Annotated in this window: 20 protein-coding genes and 2 pseudogenes; 9 read left to right on the top strand and 13 right to left on the bottom strand. The window is 74.6% G+C overall.

The annotated features are described in order from the left end of the window. The 6 genes and pseudogenes from FM076_RS19005 to FM076_RS18980 form a co-directional block, all read right to left on the bottom strand. Positions 1 to 282 (bottom strand): annotated as a pseudogene (locus FM076_RS19005) (hypothetical protein); the annotation flags it as partial. A 224-nt stretch (positions 283 to 506) separates the two neighbouring features. Beyond that, positions 507 to 1,304: a type III pantothenate kinase gene (locus tag FM076_RS19000; protein ID WP_173872213.1), complete on the bottom strand. Its 798-nt coding sequence runs from the start codon at positions 1,302 to 1,304 to the stop codon at positions 507 to 509. Further along, positions 1,304 to 2,356, bottom strand: a complete 1,053-nt coding sequence (gene nadC / locus FM076_RS18995; protein WP_173872212.1) for a carboxylating nicotinate-nucleotide diphosphorylase — start codon at positions 2,354 to 2,356, stop codon at positions 1,304 to 1,306. The genes FM076_RS19000 and nadC overlap by 1 nt, the downstream gene beginning before the upstream one ends. Then, complete coding sequence (locus FM076_RS18990) at positions 2,353 to 4,146, bottom strand: L-aspartate oxidase (protein ID WP_173872211.1); 1,794 nt, start codon at positions 4,144 to 4,146, stop codon at positions 2,353 to 2,355. The genes nadC and FM076_RS18990 overlap by 4 nt, the downstream gene beginning before the upstream one ends. Then, positions 4,143 to 5,000: a pantoate--beta-alanine ligase gene (gene panC / locus FM076_RS18985; RefSeq protein WP_173872210.1), complete on the bottom strand. Its 858-nt coding sequence runs from the start codon at positions 4,998 to 5,000 to the stop codon at positions 4,143 to 4,145. Before panC ends, FM076_RS18990 begins: the two co-directional genes overlap by 4 nt. Next, positions 4,997 to 5,908: a DUF2520 domain-containing protein gene (locus FM076_RS18980; RefSeq protein ID WP_173874857.1), complete on the bottom strand. Its 912-nt coding sequence runs from the start codon at positions 5,906 to 5,908 to the stop codon at positions 4,997 to 4,999. Before FM076_RS18980 ends, panC begins: the two co-directional genes overlap by 4 nt. Before the next feature lie 614 nt (positions 5,909 to 6,522). Between FM076_RS18980 and FM076_RS18975 the strand changes: the two genes are divergently transcribed. Continuing rightward, the gene (locus FM076_RS18975) at positions 6,523 to 7,644 is read left to right on the top strand and encodes a DUF5937 family protein (protein ID WP_173872209.1); all 1,122 of its coding nucleotides are present in this window, start codon (positions 6,523 to 6,525) and stop codon (positions 7,642 to 7,644) included. A gap of 13 nt (positions 7,645 to 7,657) precedes the next feature. Here the strand turns inward: FM076_RS18975 and FM076_RS18970 are convergent, their stop codons facing one another. Further along, on the bottom strand, positions 7,658 to 8,335 hold the full coding sequence (locus FM076_RS18970) for a response regulator (RefSeq protein ID WP_173872208.1): 678 nt from the start codon (positions 8,333 to 8,335) through the stop codon (positions 7,658 to 7,660). Positions 8,336 to 8,410: 75 nt separating this feature from the next. Beyond that, positions 8,411 to 9,640 (bottom strand): DUF7134 domain-containing protein, encoded by a 1,230-nt coding sequence (locus tag FM076_RS18965; protein ID WP_173872207.1) that lies wholly within the window; start codon positions 9,638 to 9,640, stop codon positions 8,411 to 8,413. Positions 9,641 to 9,755: 115 nt separating this feature from the next. Between FM076_RS18965 and FM076_RS18960 the strand changes: the two genes are divergently transcribed. After that, on the top strand, positions 9,756 to 10,769 hold the full coding sequence (locus FM076_RS18960; protein ID WP_173872206.1) for an SAM-dependent methyltransferase: 1,014 nt from the start codon (positions 9,756 to 9,758) through the stop codon (positions 10,767 to 10,769). A 39-nt stretch (positions 10,770 to 10,808) separates the two neighbouring features. On the opposite strand, the gene FM076_RS18955 is transcribed toward FM076_RS18960, so the two are convergent. The 4 genes from FM076_RS18955 to FM076_RS18945 all read right to left on the bottom strand — a co-directional run bounded on the left by FM076_RS18955 (position 10,809) and on the right by FM076_RS18945 (position 13,287). Continuing rightward, on the bottom strand, positions 10,809 to 11,237 hold the full coding sequence (locus FM076_RS18955; RefSeq protein WP_173872205.1) for a rhodanese-like domain-containing protein: 429 nt from the start codon (positions 11,235 to 11,237) through the stop codon (positions 10,809 to 10,811). Beyond that, positions 11,234 to 11,812: a cysteine dioxygenase gene (locus FM076_RS18950; RefSeq protein ID WP_173872204.1), complete on the bottom strand. Its 579-nt coding sequence runs from the start codon at positions 11,810 to 11,812 to the stop codon at positions 11,234 to 11,236. The genes FM076_RS18955 and FM076_RS18950 overlap by 4 nt, the downstream gene beginning before the upstream one ends. Before the next feature lie 88 nt (positions 11,813 to 11,900). Next, the gene (locus FM076_RS35340; RefSeq protein WP_428815161.1) at positions 11,901 to 11,987 is read right to left on the bottom strand and encodes a putative leader peptide; all 87 of its coding nucleotides are present in this window, start codon (positions 11,985 to 11,987) and stop codon (positions 11,901 to 11,903) included. Positions 11,988 to 12,108: 121 nt separating this feature from the next. Further along, positions 12,109 to 13,287: an ABC transporter ATP-binding protein gene (locus tag FM076_RS18945; protein WP_173872203.1), complete on the bottom strand. Its 1,179-nt coding sequence runs from the start codon at positions 13,285 to 13,287 to the stop codon at positions 12,109 to 12,111. Positions 13,288 to 13,514: 227 nt separating this feature from the next. Here FM076_RS18945 and FM076_RS18940 point away from each other — a divergent pair, with 227 nt between their 5' ends. From FM076_RS18940 to FM076_RS18925, 4 genes are all read left to right on the top strand, one after another. Beyond that, on the top strand, positions 13,515 to 14,291 hold the full coding sequence (locus tag FM076_RS18940) for an ABC transporter permease (protein ID WP_173874856.1): 777 nt from the start codon (positions 13,515 to 13,517) through the stop codon (positions 14,289 to 14,291). Between the two features lie 6 nt (positions 14,292 to 14,297). Next, complete coding sequence (locus FM076_RS18935; protein ID WP_173872202.1) at positions 14,298 to 15,071, top strand: ABC transporter permease; 774 nt, start codon at positions 14,298 to 14,300, stop codon at positions 15,069 to 15,071. Further along, positions 15,068 to 16,075: an ABC transporter substrate-binding protein gene (locus FM076_RS18930; RefSeq protein ID WP_243274568.1), complete on the top strand. Its 1,008-nt coding sequence runs from the start codon at positions 15,068 to 15,070 to the stop codon at positions 16,073 to 16,075. The genes FM076_RS18935 and FM076_RS18930 overlap by 4 nt, the downstream gene beginning before the upstream one ends. Positions 16,076 to 16,136: 61 nt before the next feature. Continuing rightward, entirely contained in the window at positions 16,137 to 17,372 is a 1,236-nt protein-coding gene (locus FM076_RS18925; RefSeq protein ID WP_173872201.1) for a hypothetical protein, read from the top strand. A 91-nt stretch (positions 17,373 to 17,463) separates the two neighbouring features. Here FM076_RS18925 and FM076_RS18920 read toward each other — a convergent pair whose 3' ends face one another. Further along, entirely contained in the window at positions 17,464 to 18,612 is a 1,149-nt protein-coding gene (locus tag FM076_RS18920; protein ID WP_428814923.1) for an NADH-quinone oxidoreductase subunit D, read from the bottom strand. Positions 18,613 to 18,682: 70 nt separating this feature from the next. Between FM076_RS18920 and FM076_RS18915 the strand changes: the two genes are divergently transcribed. From FM076_RS18915 to folP, 3 genes and pseudogenes are all read left to right on the top strand, one after another. Then, positions 18,683 to 19,237 (top strand): PH domain-containing protein, encoded by a 555-nt coding sequence (locus FM076_RS18915; RefSeq protein WP_173872199.1) that lies wholly within the window; start codon positions 18,683 to 18,685, stop codon positions 19,235 to 19,237. After that, positions 19,234 to 20,508, top strand: a pseudogene (locus FM076_RS18910) (PH domain-containing protein); the annotation flags it as partial. The gene FM076_RS18915 and the pseudogene FM076_RS18910, both read left to right, overlap by 4 nt. Before the next feature lie 402 nt (positions 20,509 to 20,910). After that, positions 20,911 to 21,677 (top strand): dihydropteroate synthase (folP, locus tag FM076_RS18905; protein ID WP_173874854.1); only part of this gene is annotated, 767 nt, incomplete at its 3' end.

The raw sequence follows: 21,677 nt of genomic DNA, 5'->3' as shown, positions 1-21,677 counted from the left end.
CGGGGAGTAGCCGCAGGCGAGGGCCGCCTCCAGATGGTCCAGGTAGCCGGCGGCGGCGCCGGGCAGGGCGTCGCGGTAGCGGGTGAGGTCCGCCCGAACGAAGGAGCGCAGTCTGCTGCCCTCACGGACGGCCTCGTCCATGGCCTGGGCGAGCCGCAGATAGGCGCGGGCCTCCTCGGGCGCGGGATCGGACTGCAGGGCGGTGGCGAGGGCGCCGCCGAGCACGCGCAGCTCGTCGGCGCTGAACGCCACGCCGCCTCGGGAACCGTATGGCGTGGGCATGGGCCGACGATAGGCGGCCGATTCCCTAAATGTGCTTATCGCCCGATTCCCGGGCGTGGCGCTCCCCCGTCAGGCCCAAGGCCCTGCGGCGCCCCGGACCGGGGCCCCCGAGCCCCCGGGCCGGCCCCGGGGTCCCGCGTGTGCGGTACGGGTCCGGCCTGGGTCAGGTGTGTGCCGTACGGGTCGGCCGGGGTCAGGTGTGTGCCGTACGGGCCCTGCCGGGGTCAGGTGCGGGTGATGTTGCGCTCGTAGACCAGGCGGAGGCCGATCAGGGTGAGCCAGGGTTCGTGTTCGTCGATCACGGCGGACTCGCCCAGCACCATCGGGGCGAGGCCGCCGGTCGCGATGACGGTGACGTCGTCGGGGTCGTCGGCCAGTTCGGCGGCCATCCTCCGGACGACGCCGTCCACCTGGCCCGCGAAACCGTAGACGATGCCCGCCTGCATCGCCTCCACGGTGTTCTTGCCGATGACGCTGCGCGGGCGGGCGATCTCGATCTTGCGCAACTGCGCCCCGCGCACGCCCAGCGCGTCCACCGAGATCTCGATGCCGGGCGCGATCACGCCGCCCACGTACTCGCCGCGCGCCGAGACCGCGTCGAACGTCGTGGCCGTGCCGAAGTCGACCACCACGCACGGACCGCCGTACAGCTCGACCGCCGCGAGGGCGTTGATGATGCGGTCGGCGCCGACCTCCTTCGGGTTGTCCATGAGGATCGGCACGCCCGTCTTGACGCCGGGCTCGACCAGCACAGCGGGGATGTCGCCGTAGTAGCGCCGGGTCACCTCGCGCAGCTCGTGCAGCACGGAGGGAACGGTGGAGCAGATGGCGATGCCCTCGATGTTGTCGCCCAGCTCCTCGCCGAGCAGCGGGTGCATGCCCATCAGTCCCTGGAGCAGGACGGCGAGTTCGTCGGCGGTGCGGCGCGCCTCCGTGGAGATGCGCCAGTGCTCGACGATGTCCTCGCCGTCGAAGAGGCCCAGCACGGTGTGGGTGTTGCCCACGTCGATGGTGAGCAGCATCAGGGGCGCTCCTTACGGCCGGCCGCCGGCGCGGGCTCCGGCTCCTGGCGCAGGTCGAGTCCGATGTCGAGCACCCGGGAGGAGTGCGTCAGGGCCCCCACGGCCAGGTAGTCGACACCGGTGGCGGCGTACTCGGCGGCGTTCTGAAGCGTCAGGCCGCCGGAGGACTCCAGCTTCGCCCGGCCCGCGACCAGGGTGACCGCCTCGGCCGTCATCCCCGGCGTGAAGTTGTCCAGCAGGATCAGCTCGACGCCCTGGTCGAGCACCGGCGGGATCTGGTCGAGGCTGTCGACCTCCACCTCGACGGGGATGTCGGGGAACTCCGCGCGCACGCGCGCGAACGCCTCCGCGACGCCGCCCGCCGCGATCACGTGGTTGTCCTTGATGAGCGCCGCGTCCGAGAGGGACATGCGGTGGTTGAGGCCGCCGCCGCAACGCACCGCGTACTTCTCCAGGGCGCGCAGCCCCGGGGTGGTCTTCCGGGTGTCGCGCACCCGGGCCTTCGTGCCCTCCAGCGCGTCCGCCCACGCGCGGGTCGCGGTGGCGATGCCGGACAGGCGGCACAGCAGGTTGAGGGCACTGCGCTCCGCGGTGAGCAGGTCGCGGGTGCGGGTGCGGACGGTCAGCAGCTTCTGGCCCGCCTCGACGCGGTCGCCGTCCAGCACGTGGCGCTCGACCTCGAACTCGTCCGTGCACACCACGGAGAGCACGGCCTCGGCGACCCGGAGGCCGGCGACGGTGCCCGCCTCGCGGGCGGTGAAGTCGCCGGTGGCCACGGCGTCCTCCGGGACCGTCGCCACACTGGTGACGTCCACGCCCCGGTCGAGGTCCTCCTCGACCGCCAGGTGCGCGATGTCCTCGACCTGGACCGGGTCCAGGCCCTCGTCCATCAGAAGCTGCGCCAGGTCCGGGTCCAGGCCGCACTCCAGCGGGTCGAGGCCCTCGTCGGCGCCCGCGGAGCAGCCGCAGGCGTCGCCGCAGCCGCCTGCCTCCGCACCGCCCTGCGGCGCGGGGCCCCTGCCGATCTGGAGGAGGGGGAGGTCGTCGGTCACTGGTGCTCCTTGCTCGTGCTCATGACCGGGGGGAAGGCGGTCGAGGGCGTGGTGCGGACGGTGAACGGTTCGCCGGGCGCCGCGCTGACCACCAGGTGACGACGCCAGCGGGTGTCGTCCCGTTCCGGATGGTCCTCGCGCCAGTGGCAGCCGCGGGTCTCCTCGCGGCGCAGGGCCGCCTCGACGAGGACCTGGGCGACCAGGTGGAGGTTGGTCGTCTCCCAGGTGTCCACCCCGGGCGCGGCGGGCGCCTCCTCGGGGCGGGCGGCGAGGGCGGCCAGTTCGGCGGCGGCGGTCTCCAGGGAACGCCGGGAGCGCAGGACTCCGGCGCCGCGGCTCATCAGGTGCTGGATCTCGGTGCGGGCGGAGGCGGGCAGCAGGCGCGCCCGGCCCCCCGGTCCGCCCGGCCCCGAGGGCTCCTGTCCCGGTTCCTGGCCGCGCGTCCGGCCGTCGGCTGCCCCGCCGGCGGGTGCGCCCGGCGTGACCGGCTTCGCCCCGGCGAGCCCGCGCACGCAGACCGCGGCGATGCGCTCGGCGAAGACCAGGCCCTCCAGCAGGCTGTTGGAGGCCAGGCGGTTGGCGCCGTGGACGCCGGTGCAGGCGGCCTCCCCGCAGGCGTAGAGGCCGGACACGGTGGTGCGGCCCCACAGGTCGGTGCGGATGCCGCCGCTGGCGTAGTGGGCGGCCGGGGCGACGGGGACGGGCTCGGTCACCGGGTCGATGCCGTGCGTGCGGCAGGCGGCCAGGATGGTGGGGAAGCGGGTCTCCCACATGGCGGCGCCGAAGTGGCGGGCGTCCAGGTACATGTGGTCGGTGCCCTGTTCGGAGGCGCGGCGCATGATGCCCTTGGCGACGATGTCGCGGGGCGCCAGCTCGGCCAGCGGGTGGGCGTCGGCCATGAAGCGGACACCGGCGGCGTCCACCAGGTGGGCGCCCTCGCCCCGCACGGCCTCGGAGATGAGCGGCTGCTGCCCCTCCGCGTCGGGGCCGAGGTAGAGCACGGTGGGGTGGAACTGGACGAACTCCAGGTCGGAGACCTCCGCGCCCGCGCGCAGCGCGAGGGCGACCCCGTCGCCGGTGGAGACGGCCGGGTTGGTGGTGGCGGCGAAGACCTGGCCCATGCCGCCGGTGGCCAGGACGACGGCGGGCGCCCGCACGGCACCGACCCCGTCGTGCCGGCCCTCGCCCATGACGTGCAGGGTGACGCCCGCGGCGTGCCCCGCCTCGTCCTTGAGCAGGTCGAGGACGAGGGCGTTCTCGACCGTGCGGATGCCCCGCGCGCGCACCGCCTCGGCCAGGGCGCGGGAGATCTCGGCGCCGGTGGCGTCGCCGCCCGCGTGGGCGATGCGGTCGCGGTGGTGGCCGCCCTCGCGGGTGAGGGCGATGTGGCCGGTCGTCGGGGAGGTGTCGAAGCGGGCGCCCGCCTCGATGAGCCGGCGGACGGCCGCGGGGCCCTCGGTGACCAGGGTGCGCACCGCTTCCTCGTCGCACAGTCCGGCGCCCGCCACCAGGGTGTCCTGAAGGTGCTGGGCGGGACTGTCGCCCTCGCCCATCGCGGCCGCGATGCCGCCCTGGGCCCAGCGGGTGGAGCCCGCGTCGAGGCGGGCCTTGGTGACGACGACCGTGCGGGCGCCGCCGGCGGCGCACCGCAGCGCGGCCGTCAGCCCGGCGACGCCGGAGCCGACGACGACCACGTCGGCCTCCATGGTCCAGCCGGGCGCGGGAGCGGCGAGGGCGGCGCCGGTCGTGCCGCGCTGGGCCGGCACGCGGGTGCGGCCGCTCGCGGTCATCGCCCCTCCCCCAGCCGCAGGGGGAGGTTGTCGATCAGTCGGGTGGTGCCCGCGCGGGCGGCGACGGCGAGGACGGCGTCGCCGTGCCAGGTCCCCTCGGTGATCTCCGCGAAGCTGTCGGGGTCGACGAGCGCCACGTAGTCCACGTCCAGCCCCTCGCCGCCCGCCAGCACCTCGCGGGCCGCTCGCAGGACGGCGGCCGGGCCCCGGTCGGCGGCCTGCTCACCGGCGCGCAGGGCGCGGGAGAGGGCCAGCGCGCTGGCGCGCCCCGCCCGGTCCAGATAGCGGTTGCGGCTGGAGAGGGCGAGGCCGTCGTCCTCGCGGACGGTGGGGACGGCGACGATCTCGGTGGGGAAGTTCAGGTCCCGGACCATACGGCGGACGAGGGCGAGCTGCTGGGCGTCCTTCTGCCCGAAGAACGCCACATCGGGTGCCGTCAGGTGCAGCAGCTTGGCGACGACGGTGAGCATCCCGTCGAAGTGGCCGGGCCGGAAGGCGCCCTCCAGCACCGTGCCCATGGGCCCCGCGGAGACGCGCACCTGCGGCTCGCCGCCCGGGTAGACCTCCTCGACGGACGGCGCGAACACCACGTCGGCGCCCTCCTTGCCGGCGACCTCGACATCGGCGTCCAGGGTGCGCGGGTAGCGGTCCAGGTCCTCGCCCGCGCCGAACTGGAGCGGGTTGACGAAGACGGTGACCACCACCTGCCCCGCCGGCCCCACCCGCTCACGGGCCGCGCGCACCAGCGCCGCGTGCCCCTCGTGGAGGGCACCCATGGTCATGACCACGGCGCGCTCGCCGTCCCGGGGGAGGGAGCGCAGCCGTGCCGCCGTACGGACGACCTCGGGCCTCATGCGCCCGCCTCCCCGCCGCCACCGGTGTCTCCCGGGGTGCCGTCGCTCTTCCTCGTACCGCCGAGGACGTCCAGCAGGTCCTCCGCCAGCTCCGGCTTGAGCAGTCCGTGGTCGAGCGCGCGGTCGGCGGTGGCGCGGGCCATCGCGAGGTAGCCGGCCAGCGTGTGCGGCGCGTTGCGGCGCAGCTCGTTCACATGGGCGGCGACGGTACCCGCGTCACCCCGGGCGACCGGACCGGTCAGCGCGGCGTCACCGAAGCGCAGCGCGTTGTCGAGAGCCGCGCCCAGCAGGGGGCCCAGCATCCGGTCGGGGGCCTGCACCCCGGTGGTGCGCAGCAGTTCCATCGCCTGGTTGACCAGGGTCACCAGGTGGTTGGCGCCGAGCGCCAGGGCGGCGTGGTAGAGCGGGCGGGACTCCTCGGCGACCCACTCGGGCTCGCCGCCCATCTCGATGACCAGCGCCTGGGCCGCCAGCCGCAGTTCCTCGGGGGCCGTCACCCCGAAGGAACAGCCCGACAGCCGCTGCACGTCCACGGCGGTGCCGGTGAACGTCATCACCGGGTGCAGCGCCATCGGCAGCGCCCCGGCGCGCAGCGCGGGCTCCAGCACGCTGGTGCCGTACCGGCCCGAGGTGTGGACCAGCAGCTGCCCGGCGCGGACGGCGCCGGTGCGCGCCAGCCCGGCCACCAGGCCGGGCAGCGCGTCGTCGGGGACGGTCAGCAGCACCAGTTCGGAGCGCGCCAGCACCTCGTCCGGGTCCACCAGCGGTACGTCGGGCAGCAGCTCGGCGGCGCGGCGCCGGGAGGCGTCCGAGACGCCCGAGACCGCGACCGGGCGGTGCCCGGCCAGGCGCAGCGCCGCCGCCAGCGCGGGACCGACCCGGCCCGCGCCGACGACGCCGACGGACAGCCGCGCGGGGCGGTCCTGGGCCCGCGCGGGGACGGCCGGCTGTTCCCCGGCACCGCCCGCGCCGCCCGGATCCTCCGGGGGGTCGCCGGGAGAGTTGAGGTGCTGTGCGTTCACGAAAGAGGCCTTCCGTATGCGTTCCGGTCCGCTCAGTGGCCGGTACCGGACGAGACCCCGCCATGCTAAGCCCTCCGGGTCCGGCGCCTGAGGGGTCGGGGGGCGGGCCCGGGAACCGCCCCGGCCGCGGACCCGGCTCCCCTGCGGGCCGCCCGCTCACCGGTCCGCCCGGCGGACCGCCCGCCGGTGCCGGTACCGTCCGACGACGGCAGTCCCGCGGACCGTCCGAACTCCTTTCTCGCCTCCCTTCGTGCTACCCACCAGGCGCGGAAAAGCCTCGCCTCGTGCGTCCCGGGTGCCGGGGGCGGCGCCTGCCCCTGCGAGCGGAGCCGCCAGGTGTCCAGTGCGTACTGCTCGAACATGCTCATGCGGACGACACTGCGCCGCTCCTCCCCCGCCCGGCACGCGAATTGACAGGGCCCGTCAATCCACACCCCGTGGATTGACGGCGCTGGTCAATCGGGGAAGAAAGCGCTTGACCAGGGCGGCAGTATGGGGACATGAGCGTCACCGTGCACATAGCCGGTCTTCCCCCGGAGCGGATCGTCTTCTCCCCCTGCCCGCTGGCCGAACTCGGCACCGCCCTGCACACCCTGTCCGAGCCCGGCCACCACCCGGGCGTGCACGGCTGGGCGACCGCCACCAACGCCTCCCTCAAGCAGGACCTCGCCGACCGGCTGTGCGAGGCGGACTTCCTGTGGCGCACCACCTTCTCCGACATCCTGATGGGCTTCGCCGGGCTGCGGGACCCCTCCGTGCAGCCCGGGGCGACGCTCACCGAGGACCTGGACCTCCTCGACCGGCTGGAGGACGAGGAGTTCGTCTCCGCAGCCCTGGAGTTCACCTGCGGCATGCTCTACGGCACCGACGCGCTGCGCTCCCCGCTGACCGACCCGGCGATGCGGGAGCGCTCCTTGGAGCTGGCGGCGGCACGCGGGCCGCAGCAGCGGCGGTTCACCGAGCGGCTGCTGGACGACCCGCCCGCCGTACGGGCCTGGATCAGGCGCCTGTTCGAGGACTGCGAGCAGGCGTTCTTCGCCGACACCTGGAACCGGGTGCGCTTCCAGCTGGCCGCCGACGCACGGGAGAAGACGGAACTGCTGCGCCGCCGCGGGCTCGCCGCCACCCTGGAGGCCGTCTCGCCCGCGCTGTCCACCGACGAGACGGGCTCGGTCATCACCGTCGACAAGCTGATCACCGCGCGCACCACCGCGGTGGACCCGGCGGTCGGCCCCGGGGTGACGTTCGTCCCCTCCTTCCACCAGTGGCCGCACCTGTCGGTGCTGCACCGCGCCGGATGGCGGCCCGTGGTGCACTATCCGATCGCCGCGCCCCAGCTGCCGGGACCGCTGTCGGTCGAGCAGGTCAAGCTGCGGGTGGAGGCGCTGGCCCACCCGCTGCGGATGCGGCTGTGCCGGAGCCTGGCGCGCGGCCCCTACACCACCTCGGAGCTGGCCGACAACGACGGGATCAGTGCCCCGGAGGTCTCCCGGCACCTCGCCGTGCTGAAGAAGGCCGGGCTGATCACCTCGCGCAGGCGCGGCCGGTACGTCCAGTACCAGCTGGATGTGAAGGTGGTCGGGCGGCTGGGCAGCGACTTCCTGGAGACGGTCCTGCGGTGAGCGCGCCGCCGGTTCAGCCCCTGGCGCGCACCAGGCCCGTCTCGTAGGCCAGAACGACCGCCTGGACGCGGTCGCGCAGGCCCAGCTTGGCCAGGATGCGGCCGACGTGGGTCTTGACCGTCGCCTCCGACAGGACCAGCCTGCCGGCGATCTCCCCGTTGGACAGCCCCTGGGCGATGAGGGTGAGGACCTCCCGCTCGCGGTCGGTGAGGCGCTCCAGTTCCTTGGCGACCGGCTCCGCCGTGGTGGCGGGCAGGACGGAGGAGAAGCGGTCGATCAGCCGGCGCGTGGTGCTGGGCGCCACCACGGCGTCACCGCTGTGCACGGCGCGGATGGCGTCCAGCAGGTCGCCGGGCGGCACGTCCTTGAGCATGAAGCCGCTGGCCCCGGCCTTGAGCGCGGAGAAGGCGTACTCGTCCAGGTCGAAGGTGGTCAGGATGAGCACCTTGGGGCTGCCCGGTCCCCCCTCGCCGCCCTCGCAGATGCGGCGGGTGGCCTCGACCCCGTCGACGTTGGGCATGCGCACGTCCATCAGGACGACGTCCACCGGCGTGTCCCGCAGCACCTCCAGCGCCTCCGCGCCGTCGCCCGCCTCGGCCGCGACCTCCATGTCCTGCTGGGCGGTGAGCACCATGCGGAAGCCGGTGCGCAGCAGCGCCTGGTCGTCGACGAGCATCACGCGGATCGTCATGGAGGGGTCCTTCTCGATCGGGTCGGGGCAGGGAAGTGGGGCCGGGGAATCGTCCGTGGGACCAAGGGAACCAGGTCAGTCGGCGCCCTTGAGGGGGAGGGCCGCGCTGATGCGGAAGCCGCCGCCGGAGCGGGGCCCGGCCTCCAGCGCGCCGCCGACCATGCCGACCCGCTCGCGCATCCCGATCAGGCCGTGCCCGAGGCCGTCGGCGCCGCCCTCCTCGTACAGCTCGCGCTGGGCGCCGCGGCCGTCGTCCTCGGCGAGGACGGACAGCTCGTCCTCGCCGTAGCGCAGCCGCACCGTCGCGCCCACGTCGGGGCCGCCGTGCTTGCGGGTGTTGGTCAGCGCCTCCTGCACGATGCGGTAGGCGGTCAGCTCGACGCTGCTGGGCAGCGGGTGCGGGGTGCCCTCTATCGTGAAGTCCACGGCCAGGCCGGTGCCGCGCACCTGCTCGACGAGGTCGGCGATCTGCTCGACGCCGGGCTGCGGCACGTACTCGCCGCCGTCCCGGCCGCCGTCCTCGCTGCGCAGCACCCCCAGCAGCCGGCGCATCTCGGCGAGCGCCTGGCGGCCGGTGCCCGAGATGGTCTCCAGCGCCATACGGGCCTGCTCGGGCGCGGTGTCCAGGACGTAGGCGCCGCCGTCGGCCTGGACGACCATCACGGACACGTTGTGCGCCACCACGTCGTGCAGTTCCCGCGCTATCCGGGCCCGCTCGGCGGCGACGGCCATCTTGGCCTGCGCCTCGCGCTCCTTCTCCAGCCGCTTGGCGCGCTCCTCCAGCTGCACGTAGTAGGCGCGGCGGGTGCGCAGCGAGTCGCCGAGCACCCAGGCCATCACGAACGCCAGCGTCATGAAGAGGGTGCCGAAGAGCTGGCCCGTCAGGTCACCGCGCGGGGTGGGCCAGCGCAGCGCGTCGATCGTGGGCGCCAGCAGCGCGCCCGCCAGCGCGAACCGGGAGGCCCAGCGGGTGTGCCGGGAGGCGACGGTGAAGATGATGACGAGGAAGGCGAAGTCGCCGGGGAACGGGCTCACGTCCGCGGCCACCTGGACCAGGCCCGTACCGGTGGCCAGCAGCAGCATCTTCTCCGGCGCGCGCCGCCGCAGCGCCACCACCAGGCACAGCGCCAGCGTGACCGGGCCGATGGCGATCTTCTCGTCGGTGCCGGAGACCAGCTCGGAGCCGCCGGGGGGTGACGAGACGAGGGCGAGTATCCACAGCGACGACGTCATCAGCAGGAACGCAGCCCAGAGGCTGTCCACCAGGGTGGGGTGCCTGCGGATGAAGTCGTAGAGCCGGTTCACGTAACCCACCGTATGCAGGCCGAGTACGTGCCGGGGTCAACCGGACGGCCGATCCCTTCCCGCCGCGCCTACTCCCCAAGGTGGAGGATGCCCGTCCACACCTACGGTGAGACGCATGCGCAGCCAGTTGCCCGGATGGCGGGCCGCCACCGAAGAAGCCCTCTACGGGCCGCACGGCTTCTACAGCCGCAACGCCCCGGCCGGGCATTTCCGTACCTCCGTGCACGCCTCACCGCTGTACGCGCAAGCCGTCACCCGCCTCCTGCTCCGGGTGGACGAGGCACTCGGCCACCCCGAGCGGCTCGATGTGGTGGACGTCGGCGCGGGCGGCGGCGAACTGCTGACCGGCGTGCTGGCCGCGCTGTGGGACCGCGAGGCCGCCGGGGCCGAGGTGCTGGCCCGGCTGCGCCCGGTCGCCGTCGAGCACCGGCCCCGGCCCCAGGGGCTGGACCCGGCGATCGACTGGCGCAGGCGGCTGCCGGGCCCCGGCACGGTGACCGGACTGCTGTTCGCCAACGAATGGCTGGACAACGTGCCCGTGGACATCGCCGAGAACGACAGCGCGGGCACGGCCCGGCTCCTCCTGGTCGAGCCCGACGGCACCGAGCGGCCCGGCCCGCCCGTCACCGGGACCGACGCGGAGTGGCTGGCCGCCTGGTGGCCGCTGGACGGCGCGGGACCCGGCGCCCGCGCCGAGATCGGCCACCCCCGCGACACCGCCTGGGCCCGGGCCGCCGGGTCCCTGCGCCGCGGGCTGGCCGTCGCCGTCGACTACGCCCACACCCGCCGGGACCGGCCCCCCTTCGGCACCCTCACCGGCTTCCGCGCGGGCCGCCCCTGCCCGCCCGTACCCGACGGCTCCTGCGATGTGACCTCGCACGTCGCGCTCGACGCGGTCGCCGCCGCCACACCGGGCAGCACCGCCCTCCTCACCCAGCGCGAGGCCCTGCACGCCCTCGGCGTCCGGGGAGAACGCCCCTCGCCCGGCCTGGCGAGCACCGACCCCGCCGCCTACGTACGCCTGCTGGGCGCCGCCTCCGAGGCCGCCGAACTCCTCGCCTCCGGCGGCCTCGGCGGCTTCACCTGGCTGGTGTGCGAGAAGGACTGCCCGGCCCCGTTCCCCGGCTGAGAGCGGCTCGCACAGGCGGGGGCGGTGCGCCCGGGTCCCTCAGGCGCGGACGCCCGGGCCGTCCCGTCCCGGGGACGGGGGCCGCACCGGGAGGCCGGCCGCGCGCCAGGCCTGGAAGCCGCCGGCCAGGTCCGACACCTGGGTCAGCCCCAGCTCGCGCAGGGAGCGGACGGCCAGGCTGGAGGCGTACCCCTCGTCGCAGACGACGACCACGGGCAGATCGGAACGGGTCGCCTCGGCCGCCCGGTGCGGGCAGGTGGGGTCGAGCCGCCACTCCAGCTCGTTCCGCTCGACCACCAGCGCGCCGGGAATGGTCCCGTCGCGCTCCCGCAGCGCGGCGTACCGGATGTCCACCAGGAGCGCGCCCGCCCGCTGGGCGTCGGCGGCCTGCCGGGGCGTCAGGCGCCGGATGCCGCTGCGGGCGGCGGCCAGCAGGGCGTCCACCCGGCTGGCGGCGGAGGCGCTCATTCCCACTCCCCCGGCCGCTCGACCTCTTCCAGCCGGAGCACGGCGCCGGTGCGGCTGTAGCGGCGCATCAGCGGCAGGGGCGGGTAGTAGGCGTGCACGGAGACGGCGTGCTCCCCGGCCGTCTCGTTGAGCACCTCGTGCACGTGGTGCGGCCCGAACGCCCTGCCGCGGCCCGGCGTCAGGCGCCTGCCGCGGTCGACGCCGTCGGCCAGCTCCAGCGTCTTCCACCCCTCGGTGGGGATGCGGGCCGCCAGCGCGTGTTCGGTCAGGGTGCCGCGCGCGGTGGCGAAGGCGCCGCGCGAGCCTCCGTGGTCGTGCCAGCCGGTACCGGTGCCGGGCGGCCAGCCGATGAGCCACGCCTCACTGCCGTCGGGCCCGGCCAGCCGCAGCCAGGTGCGGCCCTCCGGGTCGAGCGGGAGGGAGGCGACGAGGGCCTGGTCGGCGGCGACGCGGCGGACGAAGGAGAGGAGTTCGGCCTCGGTGGGGCCGGGGTGCGCGGAGGCCGGTGAGGGGTCGGAGGGGCGCGTGGAGTGCGCGGAGTGCGTGGAGTGCGCGGAAACAGGCGCGAGTGACACGGGAACCGTCCTGGAGTGATCGGGACGCGTGCGGCCGTGACAGCGTGGACGCGTCAGCGGCCCCGCACGCGAAGCGGCAGGGAAGCGCTCAACAGGACGGCAGACACACGCAGCCCGCGTAGCGGAGCAGGTCCAGGTGGACCCTCCGCCAGAAGTGGCCGCGCGTGCTGATCATGCGGCTGAGTGGAGCACAGGCACGGTGGAGGTGTCAATGCCCCTTCCGTGGGGCCTGTCACCGCACCGCGCGACGCTTCGGCGGCCCGGCCGCGACGCGCACGGCCCCTCCCGCCGCCGGTTCACGAACCCTCGATCGACTCCAGTCGCACCTCTTGCCGGGCGACGTCGCGGGCGTCGGCGTCCACCGAGCGACGCAGTGCCGCGTGCAGCTTCGCGGGGGTGAGGACGCCGACGAACCGGTCGGCCTCGTCCAGGACGGCGATCCAGCCCGCGTCGTGCTGGAGCATCGTGCTGAACGCCTGCTTGAGGGAGGATCCCAGGGGCAGCCACGCCTCCATGCGGCGCGAGTGGTCCCCCACGATGCCGGGGTCCGGGGAAGAACGGAGGCGCTCCTCGACGACCGCGGCCGAGACCCAGCCGTGCAGCTCGTCGGCGTCGTCCAGGACGACGGCCCAGCGGGCGCCGCCGGCCGCCATCCGCTCGGCCGCCTTGTCGAGGCGGTCGCTCAGGTGGACGGTGGGCGGCTCCTCCAGGTCAGCGGGCTCTATGGGGGTGACCGACAGCCGCTTGAGGCCCCGGTCGGCGCCCACGAAATCGGCCACATAGGGGGAGGCGGGCGCGCCCAGCACGGTGGCGGGCCGGTCGAACTGCTCGATGCGGCCCTCCCCGTAGACGGCGATGCGGTCGCCGAGGCGGACGGCCTCCTCGATGTCGTGGGTGACGAACAACACGGTCTTGTGCAGCCGCGACTGGAGCCGCAGGAACTCGCTCTGCAGATGCTCGCGCACCACCGGGTCGACGGCGCCGAACGGTTCGTCCATCAGCAGCACCGGCGGGTCGGCCGCCAGCGCGCGGGCGACGCCGACGCGCTGCCGCTGTCCGCCGCTGAGCTGCTCGGGGTAGCGGTCGCCGAAGACGGCGGGGTCCAGCCCCACCAGGTCCAGCAGTTCGCGGGCCCGCTCGCGCCGGCGCGCCTTGGGCCAGCCCAGCAGGTGCGGGACGGTCGCCGTGTTGTCCAGCACGGTGCGGTGCGGGAACAGGCCGGTCTGCTGGATGACGTACCCCATCCGGCGGCGCAGCTCGACCGGTTCGACGCGGGAGATGTCGTCCCCGTCGACCAGGATGCGTCCCTCGCTCGGCTCGATGAGCCGGTTGACCATCTTCATGGTGGTGGTCTTCCCGCAGCCCGACGGGCCGACGAGCGTGACCAGTTCGCCCTCCGCCACCTCGAAGGACAGCCCCTCGACGGCGACCGTCCCGTCCGGGTAGCGCTTGGTCACGTTCTCGAAGCGAATCATGTGCCCATCCTCGTCGTCTCCTCGTCGCCCCTCGCTCCTACCGAAACACGGCGCACCGACAATCCTTCAGCCGATCCTCCGGCCGATCCACCCATTCTTCGCGGCGAGGATGAACACCGTGTTGCGCGGGTACGGCACTGCGGACCGATTGTCAGTCTGTCGGGATAGGGTCGGCCGACATCGACCGACGGACCGCACGGCACGGGGAGGTGACCGGCGTGAGCAGCATGGCGGCGGGCAGCCCTGCGGGCTGCCTCTCCAGGAACGAGTGGCTGTGCGGGGCGTACCTGCGCACCCGGCAGGGCGAACTGCTCGACGCGACCGTCGAGCACATCTGGATCACCGCGGTATCGGTCGCCATCGCGCTGGTGCTGGCGCTGCCGCTCGCGGTCGCCGCGCGCCGCTGGCGTGCGGCACGGGGCCCGGCCCTGGGCGTGACGACGGTGCTCTACACCATCCCGTCGCTGGCCATGTTCGCGCTGCTGCTGCCCGTCTTCGGACTCTCGGCCGCCGTGGTGGTGACGGGCCTGGTGCTCTACTCCCTCACGGTGCTGGTGCGCAACATCCTGGCGGGCCTGGACGCGGTGCCGGGCGAGGCCAGGGAGGCGGCACGCGGCATGGGGTACGGGCCGGGCAGGCTGCTGTTCGAGGTGGAACTGCCGCTGGCGCTGCCCGCGCTGCTGGCCGGGGTGCGGATCGCCACGGTCACGGCGGTGTCGCTGACCACGGTCGGCGCGATCGTCGGCTACGGCGGCCTCGGCAACCTCATCTACGACGGCATGGAGAGCTACTTCAAGGCGCAGGTGCTGACCGCCTCGGCGATCTGCGTGATCCTGGCGATCGCCGCTGACCTCCTGCTGCTGTGGCTCCAGCGCGCGCTGACCCCCTGGACCCGGGCCCGCGGCCGGTCCCGGCCCCGCTCCGGGTCCCGTACAGGCGTGCGGAAGGAAACCGGGCCGACGCCCGGGGAGCCGGTCACGGAACTCGTCGGGAAGGCGGACTGAGCGGCCATGGGCGTGGTCACCGACGTGTGGACCTGGCTGACGACCGGCTCCCACTGGACGCAACACGGCGGCGTGCTGCAACGCCTCGGCGAGCACGCCTACCTGACGGGCGTCTGCCTGCTGCTCTCCTGCGCGATCGCGCTGCCGCTCGCCCTGTGGCTCGGCCACGTGGGGCGCGGCGGCGCACTGGCGGTCAACCTCTCCAACGCCGGCCGCGCCGTGCCCACCTTCGCCGTGCTGGTGCTGCTGTCGATGGGCCCGCTGGGACGGCACGGCGACTGGGCCACGATCGTGGCACTGGTCCTCTTCGCGCTCCCACCGCTGCTGACCAACGCCTACACCGGCATCCGCGAAGCCGACCGCGAGGTCGTCGAGGCGGCCCGCGGCATGGGGATGACGGGGACGCAGCTGCTGCGGCAGGTCGAGCTGCCCCTCGCCCTCCCGCTGATCATGACGGGCATCCAGACCGCCGCCGTGCAGCTCGTCGCCACGGCGACGCTCGCCGCGCTGCCCGGAGGCGGCGGCCTGGGCCGCCTGATCACGGCGGGCTTCGGCAACTACGACACCCCGCAGGTGGTGGCCGGAGCACTGCTCGTGGCCCTTCTGGCACTGCTGGTGGAGCGTGTGCTGACGCTGGCCGAGCGGCTCATGGACCCGATGCGGCGGCGGGCACGGCGCCCGGCCCCGGCGGAGGGGGCACCACCGCCCCCCGCCGCGACGACACCCGCACCACCTGGACGACCCGCACAACCCGCACGACCCGGACGAATGGACGCATGATGGCCCCCACACCCACCTCCCGGAGCCCGCACCGTACGCCGCGCCCGGCCGGGCCCGCCCGGCGCTCCCGGCGCACCCTCGCCGCGGGCGGCACCGCCGCCGCGCTGGCCCTCTCGCTCGCCGCCTGCTCCGGCGGGGACCTGGAGGAGAAGGGCGGTGGCGGTGGCGGCGGCAAGGGCAGTCTCGTCGTCGGCTCTGCGGGCTTCACCGAGTCGCAGATCCTCGCCGAGCTGTACTCCGGCGCACTGCGGAAGGCCGGCTACAAGGCGACCGTCAAGAAGGTCAAGAACCGCGAACTGTACGAGCCCGAACTGGAGAAGGGCCGCATCGACGTCGTACCGGAGTACGCGGCGACGATGGCCGAGTTCCTCAACGCGAAGAAGAACGGCCCCAAGGCCGAGCCCGTCGCCTCCCCCGACTCCGACGAGACCGTCGCCGCGCTGCGCAAGCTCGCCGGGCCGCGCGGGCTGAAGGTCCTGGACCCGGGCAAGGCGGTGGACCAGAACGCGTTCGCCGTCTCCAAGGAGTACGCGAGGAAGCACAAGCTCACGACGCTCAGCGACCTGGGCGACTCCAAGCAGAGCGTCACCGTCGCGGCGGGCGACGAGTGCGAGACACGGCCCTTCTGCCGGCCCGGCCTGGAGAAGACGTACGGCATCGAGGTGAAGGGCATCGACCCCAAGGGGGTGGGAACCAGCCAGTCCAAGCAGGCCGTCAAGGACGGCAAGGACCAGCTGGTGCTGACGACCACCACGGACGCCACCCTCGCCCAGTTCGGCCTGGTGCTGCTCAAGGACGACAAGAAGCTCCAGAACGCCGACAACGTGCTGCCCGTCGTCAACGCGAAGTCCGCCGGGAGCAAGAAGGTCGCCGCCGCGTTGAGCAAGCTCACCCGCACCCTGACCACCAAGGACCTGACCGAGCTGAACCGCAAGGTCGACCAGGAGCGGCTCAAGCCCGCCGACGTGGCGGAGGACTACCTGAAGGAGAAGGGCCTGGCGTGAGCCCCCGCCCAGGGCCTCGTCAGGTGTCGCCCCGCACGACGCACACGGTAAATTCCCAGCCATGCCACGTGGACGCCATCGCCATTCCCCGCCACTGCACCGCCTGCTCCCTCCGGTGACGGTCGCGGTGGCCGCGCTGGCCTGTGCCGGTGGCGCCTGGCTGGTGGGCGAGCCGGGCGTCGGTGACCTGGACACCGTCGTGCTGCGGGCCCTCGCCGCGGCGGCGGCGGCCGCCGCCGTCACCGGCGGCGTGCTGCTGCGCCGCTGGGACCGCGCGGCGGGCAAGCAGGTCGGTGACCTCAAGGCGCGGATGGCCAGCACGGCATGGCGGGCCGAGGAGAAGCAGGCCGAGCTGGAGAACGAGGCCGAGGAGCTGCGCGAGATCCGCGCCAAGCTGGAGGCCAGGCTCCGCGCGAAGCGCGCCGAGCTGGCCGGGCTCCGCTCCGAGCACGCCGATCTGCTGCGCCGGTACGCCCATGCCGAGACCCAGCGGGCCAGGGCGCTGGAGGGCCGCAGGCTGCTGGAGCTGGAGACCGGCGGCGCGGCCCCCGGCGGACGGGCGCTGACCACCGAGGCCACCGACCACCGGCACAGCTCCGGCGCGCCCACCTCCCTGACCTACCACCAGGCCAACGAGGCGCTCGACGGGCTGGCCAGGAACGCGGTCCGGCAGCGTGCCGCCGAGCGCGACGCCGAGGGCGAGGCGGAGCGGGACGGTCGCCGGATGGGCCGGGGCACCCCCGCCGCGCCGGGAGCGGCTCCCCAGCAGGGCGTGCCGGTACAGGAGAGCGCGGCGGCGCGGGAGGGCGCCCTGATGCGTGAGGGCGCACCGGCGCAGGACGGCACGCCGGCACAGGACGGCACGCCAACAGAGGACGGCACGCCGGTTCAGGACGGCACGCCGGTTTCGCCGGGCACGCCCGCTTCGCGGGATGCCTCGGCTCCGCAAGGCGTGCGCGGTCGGCCGGCTCCCCAGGCCCGGCCCGGACGGCAAACCCAGCCGACCCCGCGACCGCGAACCCCGTCTGCTCAGCCGGACAAGTCCGGGGAGACGGACGGGGCCGACGCGGGGATGCCGCGGCCGGACCTGACTCCCGCCCGGACCGCGCCGGCCTCTCCGGTCCCCCCGCCCCGTCCCACGGCCCCGGCCTCGCCCGTTCCCCCGCAGACGAAGCCGGCGGCGGAGGGCGGGTCCGGCGACAAGCGGCAGGACGCCGAACCGGACGGCTCCCAGGGGGACACGGGCGGCTTCGACTTCTTCGGCCGCGGCCAGCGCAAGGCCCGCTCCGGCTCCTGACCGGCGGACCGCCCGGCCGGCAGACCGTCACCCGACCGCCGGCCCGCCCGACCGGCAGACCGGCGGACCGTGGCCAGGTCCCGGGGAGGTCCTACTTGTCGATGTCGCCGACGACGAAGAAGAACGACCCCAGGATCGCCACCATGTCGGCCACCAGCGTGCCGGGCAGCAGCTCGGTGAGCGCCTGGATGTTGTTGAACGAGGCGGAGCGCAGCTTGAGCCGGTACGGCGTCTTCTCACCCTTGGAGACGAGGTAGTAGCCGTTGAGCCCCAGCGGGTTCTCCGTCCACGCGTAGGTGGCGCCCTCGGGGGCCTTGAGCACCTTCGGGAGCCGCTGGTTGACGGGGCCGGGCGGCAGTTCGGCGAGGGTGTCGAGGCAGGCGTCGGCCAGGTCGAGGGAGTTGTGCACCTGGTCGAGCAGCACCTCGAACCGGGCCAGGCAGTCCCCCTCGGTGCGGGTCACCACCTTGAGCACGTCCGCCAGCTCTCCGTACGCCAGGTAGGGCTCGTCGCGGCGCAGGTCGAAGTCGACGCCGGAGGCCCGTGCGAGGGGGCCGCTCACCCCGTACGCGTGCACCAGTCCGGGGCTGAGCACCCCCACGCCGCGGGTGCGGCCCCGGAAGATCTCGTTGCCCAGCACCAGGTCGTCGAAGGTGCGCATCCGGCTCCGGACGGCGGCCACCGCGTGCCGCGCGCGGTCGCGCCAGCCCGCCGGGAGGTCGTCCTTGAGGCCGCCGACGCGGTTGAACATGTAGTGCATGCGTCCGCCGGAGACCTCCTCCATCACGTTCTGCAGCTCCTCGCGCTCCCGGAACGCGTAGAAGACCGGCGTGATCCCGCCGAGTTCCAGCGGGTAGGAGCCGAGGAACATCAGGTGGTTGAGGACCCGGTTCAGTTCGGCCAGCAGTGTGCGCGTCCACACCGCGCGCTCGGGCACCTCCATGCCGAGCATCTGTTCGACGGCGAGGACCACGCCCAGCTCGTTGGAGAACGCCGACAGCCAGTCGTGGCGGTTGGCGAGCACGATGATCTGCCGGTAGTCGCGGGCCTCGAAGAGCTTCTCCGCGCCCCGGTGCATATAGCCGACCACCGGCTCGGCCCGCTCGATCCGCTCGCCGTCCAGGACCAGCCGCAGCCGCAGCACCCCGTGCGTGGACGGATGCTGCGGACCGATGTTGAGCACCATGTCGGTGCTCTCCGCGGCACCGCCGATACCAACGGTCGTCTCCGTCTGAGTCATGAGGCTCATCCTGTCAGCTTCCTCCTCCAGGTGGACACGGCCTCCCGTCGCCCGCTCCTACGCTGAACGGATGAACGACCCCACCCCCGCGCCGCCCCCGCGGACGGCTCCCGCCCCGGACGAGGCCGCCGGCGCAGGCCCCGCCGGCGAAGGGGCCGCCCCGGACCCCGAGTGGCGGGGTGTCGAGCCCGCGCTGCTGCCGCTGCGCCGGCTGGTGCTGCTGGCCTGGCTGCTGCCGCTCGCCGTGGCGGCGGCGGTGGCGCTCGCCCTCACCGTGGGCGGGGCGTGGGCGCTGTGCGCGCTGGTCCCGCTGGCGGTGGCCGCCTGGGGCTGGGGCGCGCTGGCCCGCAACTGGCGCTCGTGGCGGTACGCGGAACGCGCCGACGACCTGCTCATCTCGCGGGGCGTGCTGTGGCGCGAGACGACGGTGGTGCCGTACGGGCGCATGCAGCTCGTGGAGGTGACCTCGGGACCACTGGAGCGGCGCTACGGACTGGCCACGCTCCAGCTGCACACGGCCGCCGCCACGACCGACGCCTCCCTTCCGGGGCTGGCCCCCGCGGAGGCCGAACGGCTGCGCGACCGGCTCACCAAGCTGGGCGAATCCCGTTCGGCGGGCCTGTGACGGCCCCGGAGCCGGAGGGCGCCGGGAAGGACCCGTCCACGGGAACGGCTGCCGGGCGACGCGGCCCGCGCTTCCTGCCCCGCCGTCCCGAGGGCGCCCGGCTGCACCCCGTCACGCCGTGGCGGCGGACCTGGGCGCCGCTCGCCGGCCTGCTGGCCTTCGTCGCGCACGACTTCGAGCGGGCCCGCGAGTGGTCCGAGCACCTGACGGCGGCCTGGGTGGGGCTCGGGCTGCTGGTGCTGCTGCCGTCGGCCGCCGCGTACGGCTTCCTGTCGTGGTGGTGCACCAGCTACCTGGTCACCGACACCGAACTGCGCATCCACACCGGACTGCTCTTCCGCCGCGTCGCGCACATCCGGCTGGACCGGATCCAGGCCATCGACATCGCCCGGCCCCTGGCGGCCCGGGTCGTCGGTGTGGCCAAGCTCAAACTGGACGCCGTCGGCACCGACTCCCAGGACGAGCTGGCCTTCCTCGGGGAGCGGGAGGCGCGCGCGCTGCGCGCCGAACTCCTCGCCCGCGCCGCCGGGATATCCCCCGGAGCAGCCGCCGCGGCGGGCGAGGCACCGGCCCGCGAACTGCTCCGCGTCCCGTCCCGCACCCTGGTGACGAGCGTGCTGCTGCTGGGCGCCGGATGGGGTGCGCTCGCCGCCCTGCTCGTCGTCCCCCCGCTGGTCTGGCTGGTGTCGGACAGCCTGTGGGCGGCCATCGCCACGGCCCTGCCGTGCGCGGGCGGCGTCTGGTCCAGCGGCGTCGGACGGGTGCTGGGCGAGTTCGGCTGGACCGTCGCCGACTCCCCCGACGGGTTGCGCGTCGACTCCGGGCTCCTCGACCGGCAGCACGCGACCGTACCGCCCGGCCGCGTCCAGGCCGTGGACCTCGTGGAGCCGCTGCTGTGGCGGCGGCGCGGCTGGATGCGGCTGGAGGTGGCCGTCGCGGGCACCGGAGGGGACGACGATGACGACGGCACCGTGCTCGTCCCCGTCGCCACCCGGCCGGAGACCATGGCGGTGCTGGCCCGGGTGCTGCCCGGCACCGACCCGGAAGCCGCCGTCGCCGCGACGGCCCCCGTCCCGCGGCGGGCCCGCTGGTGCGCCCCGGTGGTACGGCGCGGCTACGGGCACGGGGTGACCGACAGCGTCTTCGTCACCCGCAAGGGACTCCTCACCCGGCGCACCACACTGGTCCCGCACGCCAAGGTGCAGAGCGTCCGCCTCACCCAGGGGCCCTGGGAGCGGCGGCACCGCCTGGCCGACGTCTGGCTCGACCACGGCGCCGACGGCAGTACGTGCGCGCGGCTCCGCGACGAGGCGGAGGCCCGCGCCCTGCTGACCGCCCAGGCGGAGCGCTCCCGCACCGGCCGCCGCACGGCCGCCCCGGAACGCTGGCTGACCGCCCCCGCCGCCACCGCTGCGCAGCCGCCTCCCCCGCCGGGACGGACGGTTCCGGCGGCCCGGCCTGAGACAGCCCGGCAGTCTCCGGCAGCCTGCGACCGGAACCCGGCGGCCCCTGCGCCGGCACCCGCAGCCGCACCCGCACCGCCACCCGCACCGACGAGCACGAGCCGGGCACCCGTGACCCGCAGCCCCGGCACCGGGGAGACCACAGGGGTGCGCGGGTCCCAGGAGGCGGGCGCCTACCCTGGGCACATGGGTGCGAGAACGCGTGGCCGCGTGGACGGCCTCCCCGAGTGGGACCGCTGTGCGGTGATGGGTGTGGTCAATGTGACCCCCGACTCGTTCTCGGACGGGGGGCAGTGGTTCGAGGTCGAGACGGCGATCAAGCACGGTCTCGACCTGGTGGCGCAGGGCGCCGACCTCGTCGATGTCGGCGGCGAGTCCACCCGCCCCGGCGCCGCACGGGTGAGCGAGACCGAGGAGCTGCGCCGCGTGCTGCCGGTGGTCCGCGGCCTGGCCGGCGAGGGCGTCACCGTCAGCGTGGACACGATGCGCGCCTCGGTGGCGGCGCGCGCGGTGGAGGCAGGTGCCGTCCTCGTCAACGACGTCAGCGGCGGCCTCGCCGACCCCGCGATGGTGCCGGCGGTCGCGGAGGCGGGGGTGCCGTTCGTGGTGATGCACTGGCGCGGCCAGAGCATCGACATGAACAACCGCGCCGTCTACACCGACGTCGTCGGGGAGGTGATCGACGAGCTGACCGCCTCCGTCCGCCGCGCCTGCGACGGCGGCATCGACCCGGCCCGGATCGTGGTCGACCCGGGCCTGGGCTTCGCCAAGCGCGCCGAGCATGATCTCGCCCTCGTCGCCGCGCTGGCCCGGCTGCGCGCCGAACTGGACCGGCCGCTGCTGGTCGCCGCCTCGCGGAAGCGCTTCCTGGGCCGGGTGCTGGCCGACTCGCCCGAGGCGGCCCCACCGCCCGCCCGGGAGCGCGACGCGGCCACCGCCGCCGTCTCGGCCCTGGCGGCCCGTGAGGGAGCGTGGGC

The organism is Streptomyces albus subsp. chlorinus (assembly GCF_013302895.1).
GTDB classification, from domain to species: Bacteria; Actinomycetota; Actinomycetes; order Streptomycetales; family Streptomycetaceae; genus Streptomyces; species Streptomyces chlorinus.
This window is presented reverse-complemented; position numbering and strand designations above follow the sequence as displayed.

Bases quoted from the DNA above. Each gene is read 5' to 3' on its own strand.
- FM076_RS19000 (WP_173872213.1), bottom strand. From the start codon at position 1,304: ATGCTGCTCACCATCGACGTGGGCAACACCCACACCGTGCTGGGCCTC.
- FM076_RS18990 (WP_173872211.1), bottom strand. From the start codon at position 4,146: ATGACCGCGAGCGGCCGCACCCGCGTGCCGGCCCAGCGCGGCACGACC.
- panC (WP_173872210.1), bottom strand. From the start codon at position 5,000: ATGAGGCCCGAGGTCGTCCGTACGGCGGCACGGCTGCGCTCCCTCCCC.
- FM076_RS18975 (WP_173872209.1), top strand. From the start codon at position 6,523: ATGAGCGTCACCGTGCACATAGCCGGTCTTCCCCCGGAGCGGATCGTC.
- FM076_RS18970 (WP_173872208.1), bottom strand. From the start codon at position 8,335: ATGACGATCCGCGTGATGCTCGTCGACGACCAGGCGCTGCTGCGCACC.
- FM076_RS18960 (WP_173872206.1), top strand. From the start codon at position 9,756: ATGCGCAGCCAGTTGCCCGGATGGCGGGCCGCCACCGAAGAAGCCCTC.
- FM076_RS18955 (WP_173872205.1), bottom strand. From the start codon at position 11,237: ATGAGCGCCTCCGCCGCCAGCCGGGTGGACGCCCTGCTGGCCGCCGCC.
- FM076_RS35340 (WP_428815161.1), bottom strand. From the start codon at position 11,987: ATGATCAGCACGCGCGGCCACTTCTGGCGGAGGGTCCACCTGGACCTG.
- FM076_RS18945 (WP_173872203.1), bottom strand. From the start codon at position 13,287: ATGATTCGCTTCGAGAACGTGACCAAGCGCTACCCGGACGGGACGGTC.
- FM076_RS18940 (WP_173874856.1), top strand. From the start codon at position 13,515: ATGGCGGCGGGCAGCCCTGCGGGCTGCCTCTCCAGGAACGAGTGGCTG.
- FM076_RS18935 (WP_173872202.1), top strand. From the start codon at position 14,298: ATGGGCGTGGTCACCGACGTGTGGACCTGGCTGACGACCGGCTCCCAC.
- FM076_RS18930 (WP_243274568.1), top strand. From the start codon at position 15,068: ATGATGGCCCCCACACCCACCTCCCGGAGCCCGCACCGTACGCCGCGC.
- FM076_RS18925 (WP_173872201.1), top strand. From the start codon at position 16,137: ATGCCACGTGGACGCCATCGCCATTCCCCGCCACTGCACCGCCTGCTC.
- FM076_RS18920 (WP_428814923.1), bottom strand. From the start codon at position 18,612: ATGACTCAGACGGAGACGACCGTTGGTATCGGCGGTGCCGCGGAGAGC.
- FM076_RS18915 (WP_173872199.1), top strand. From the start codon at position 18,683: ATGAACGACCCCACCCCCGCGCCGCCCCCGCGGACGGCTCCCGCCCCG.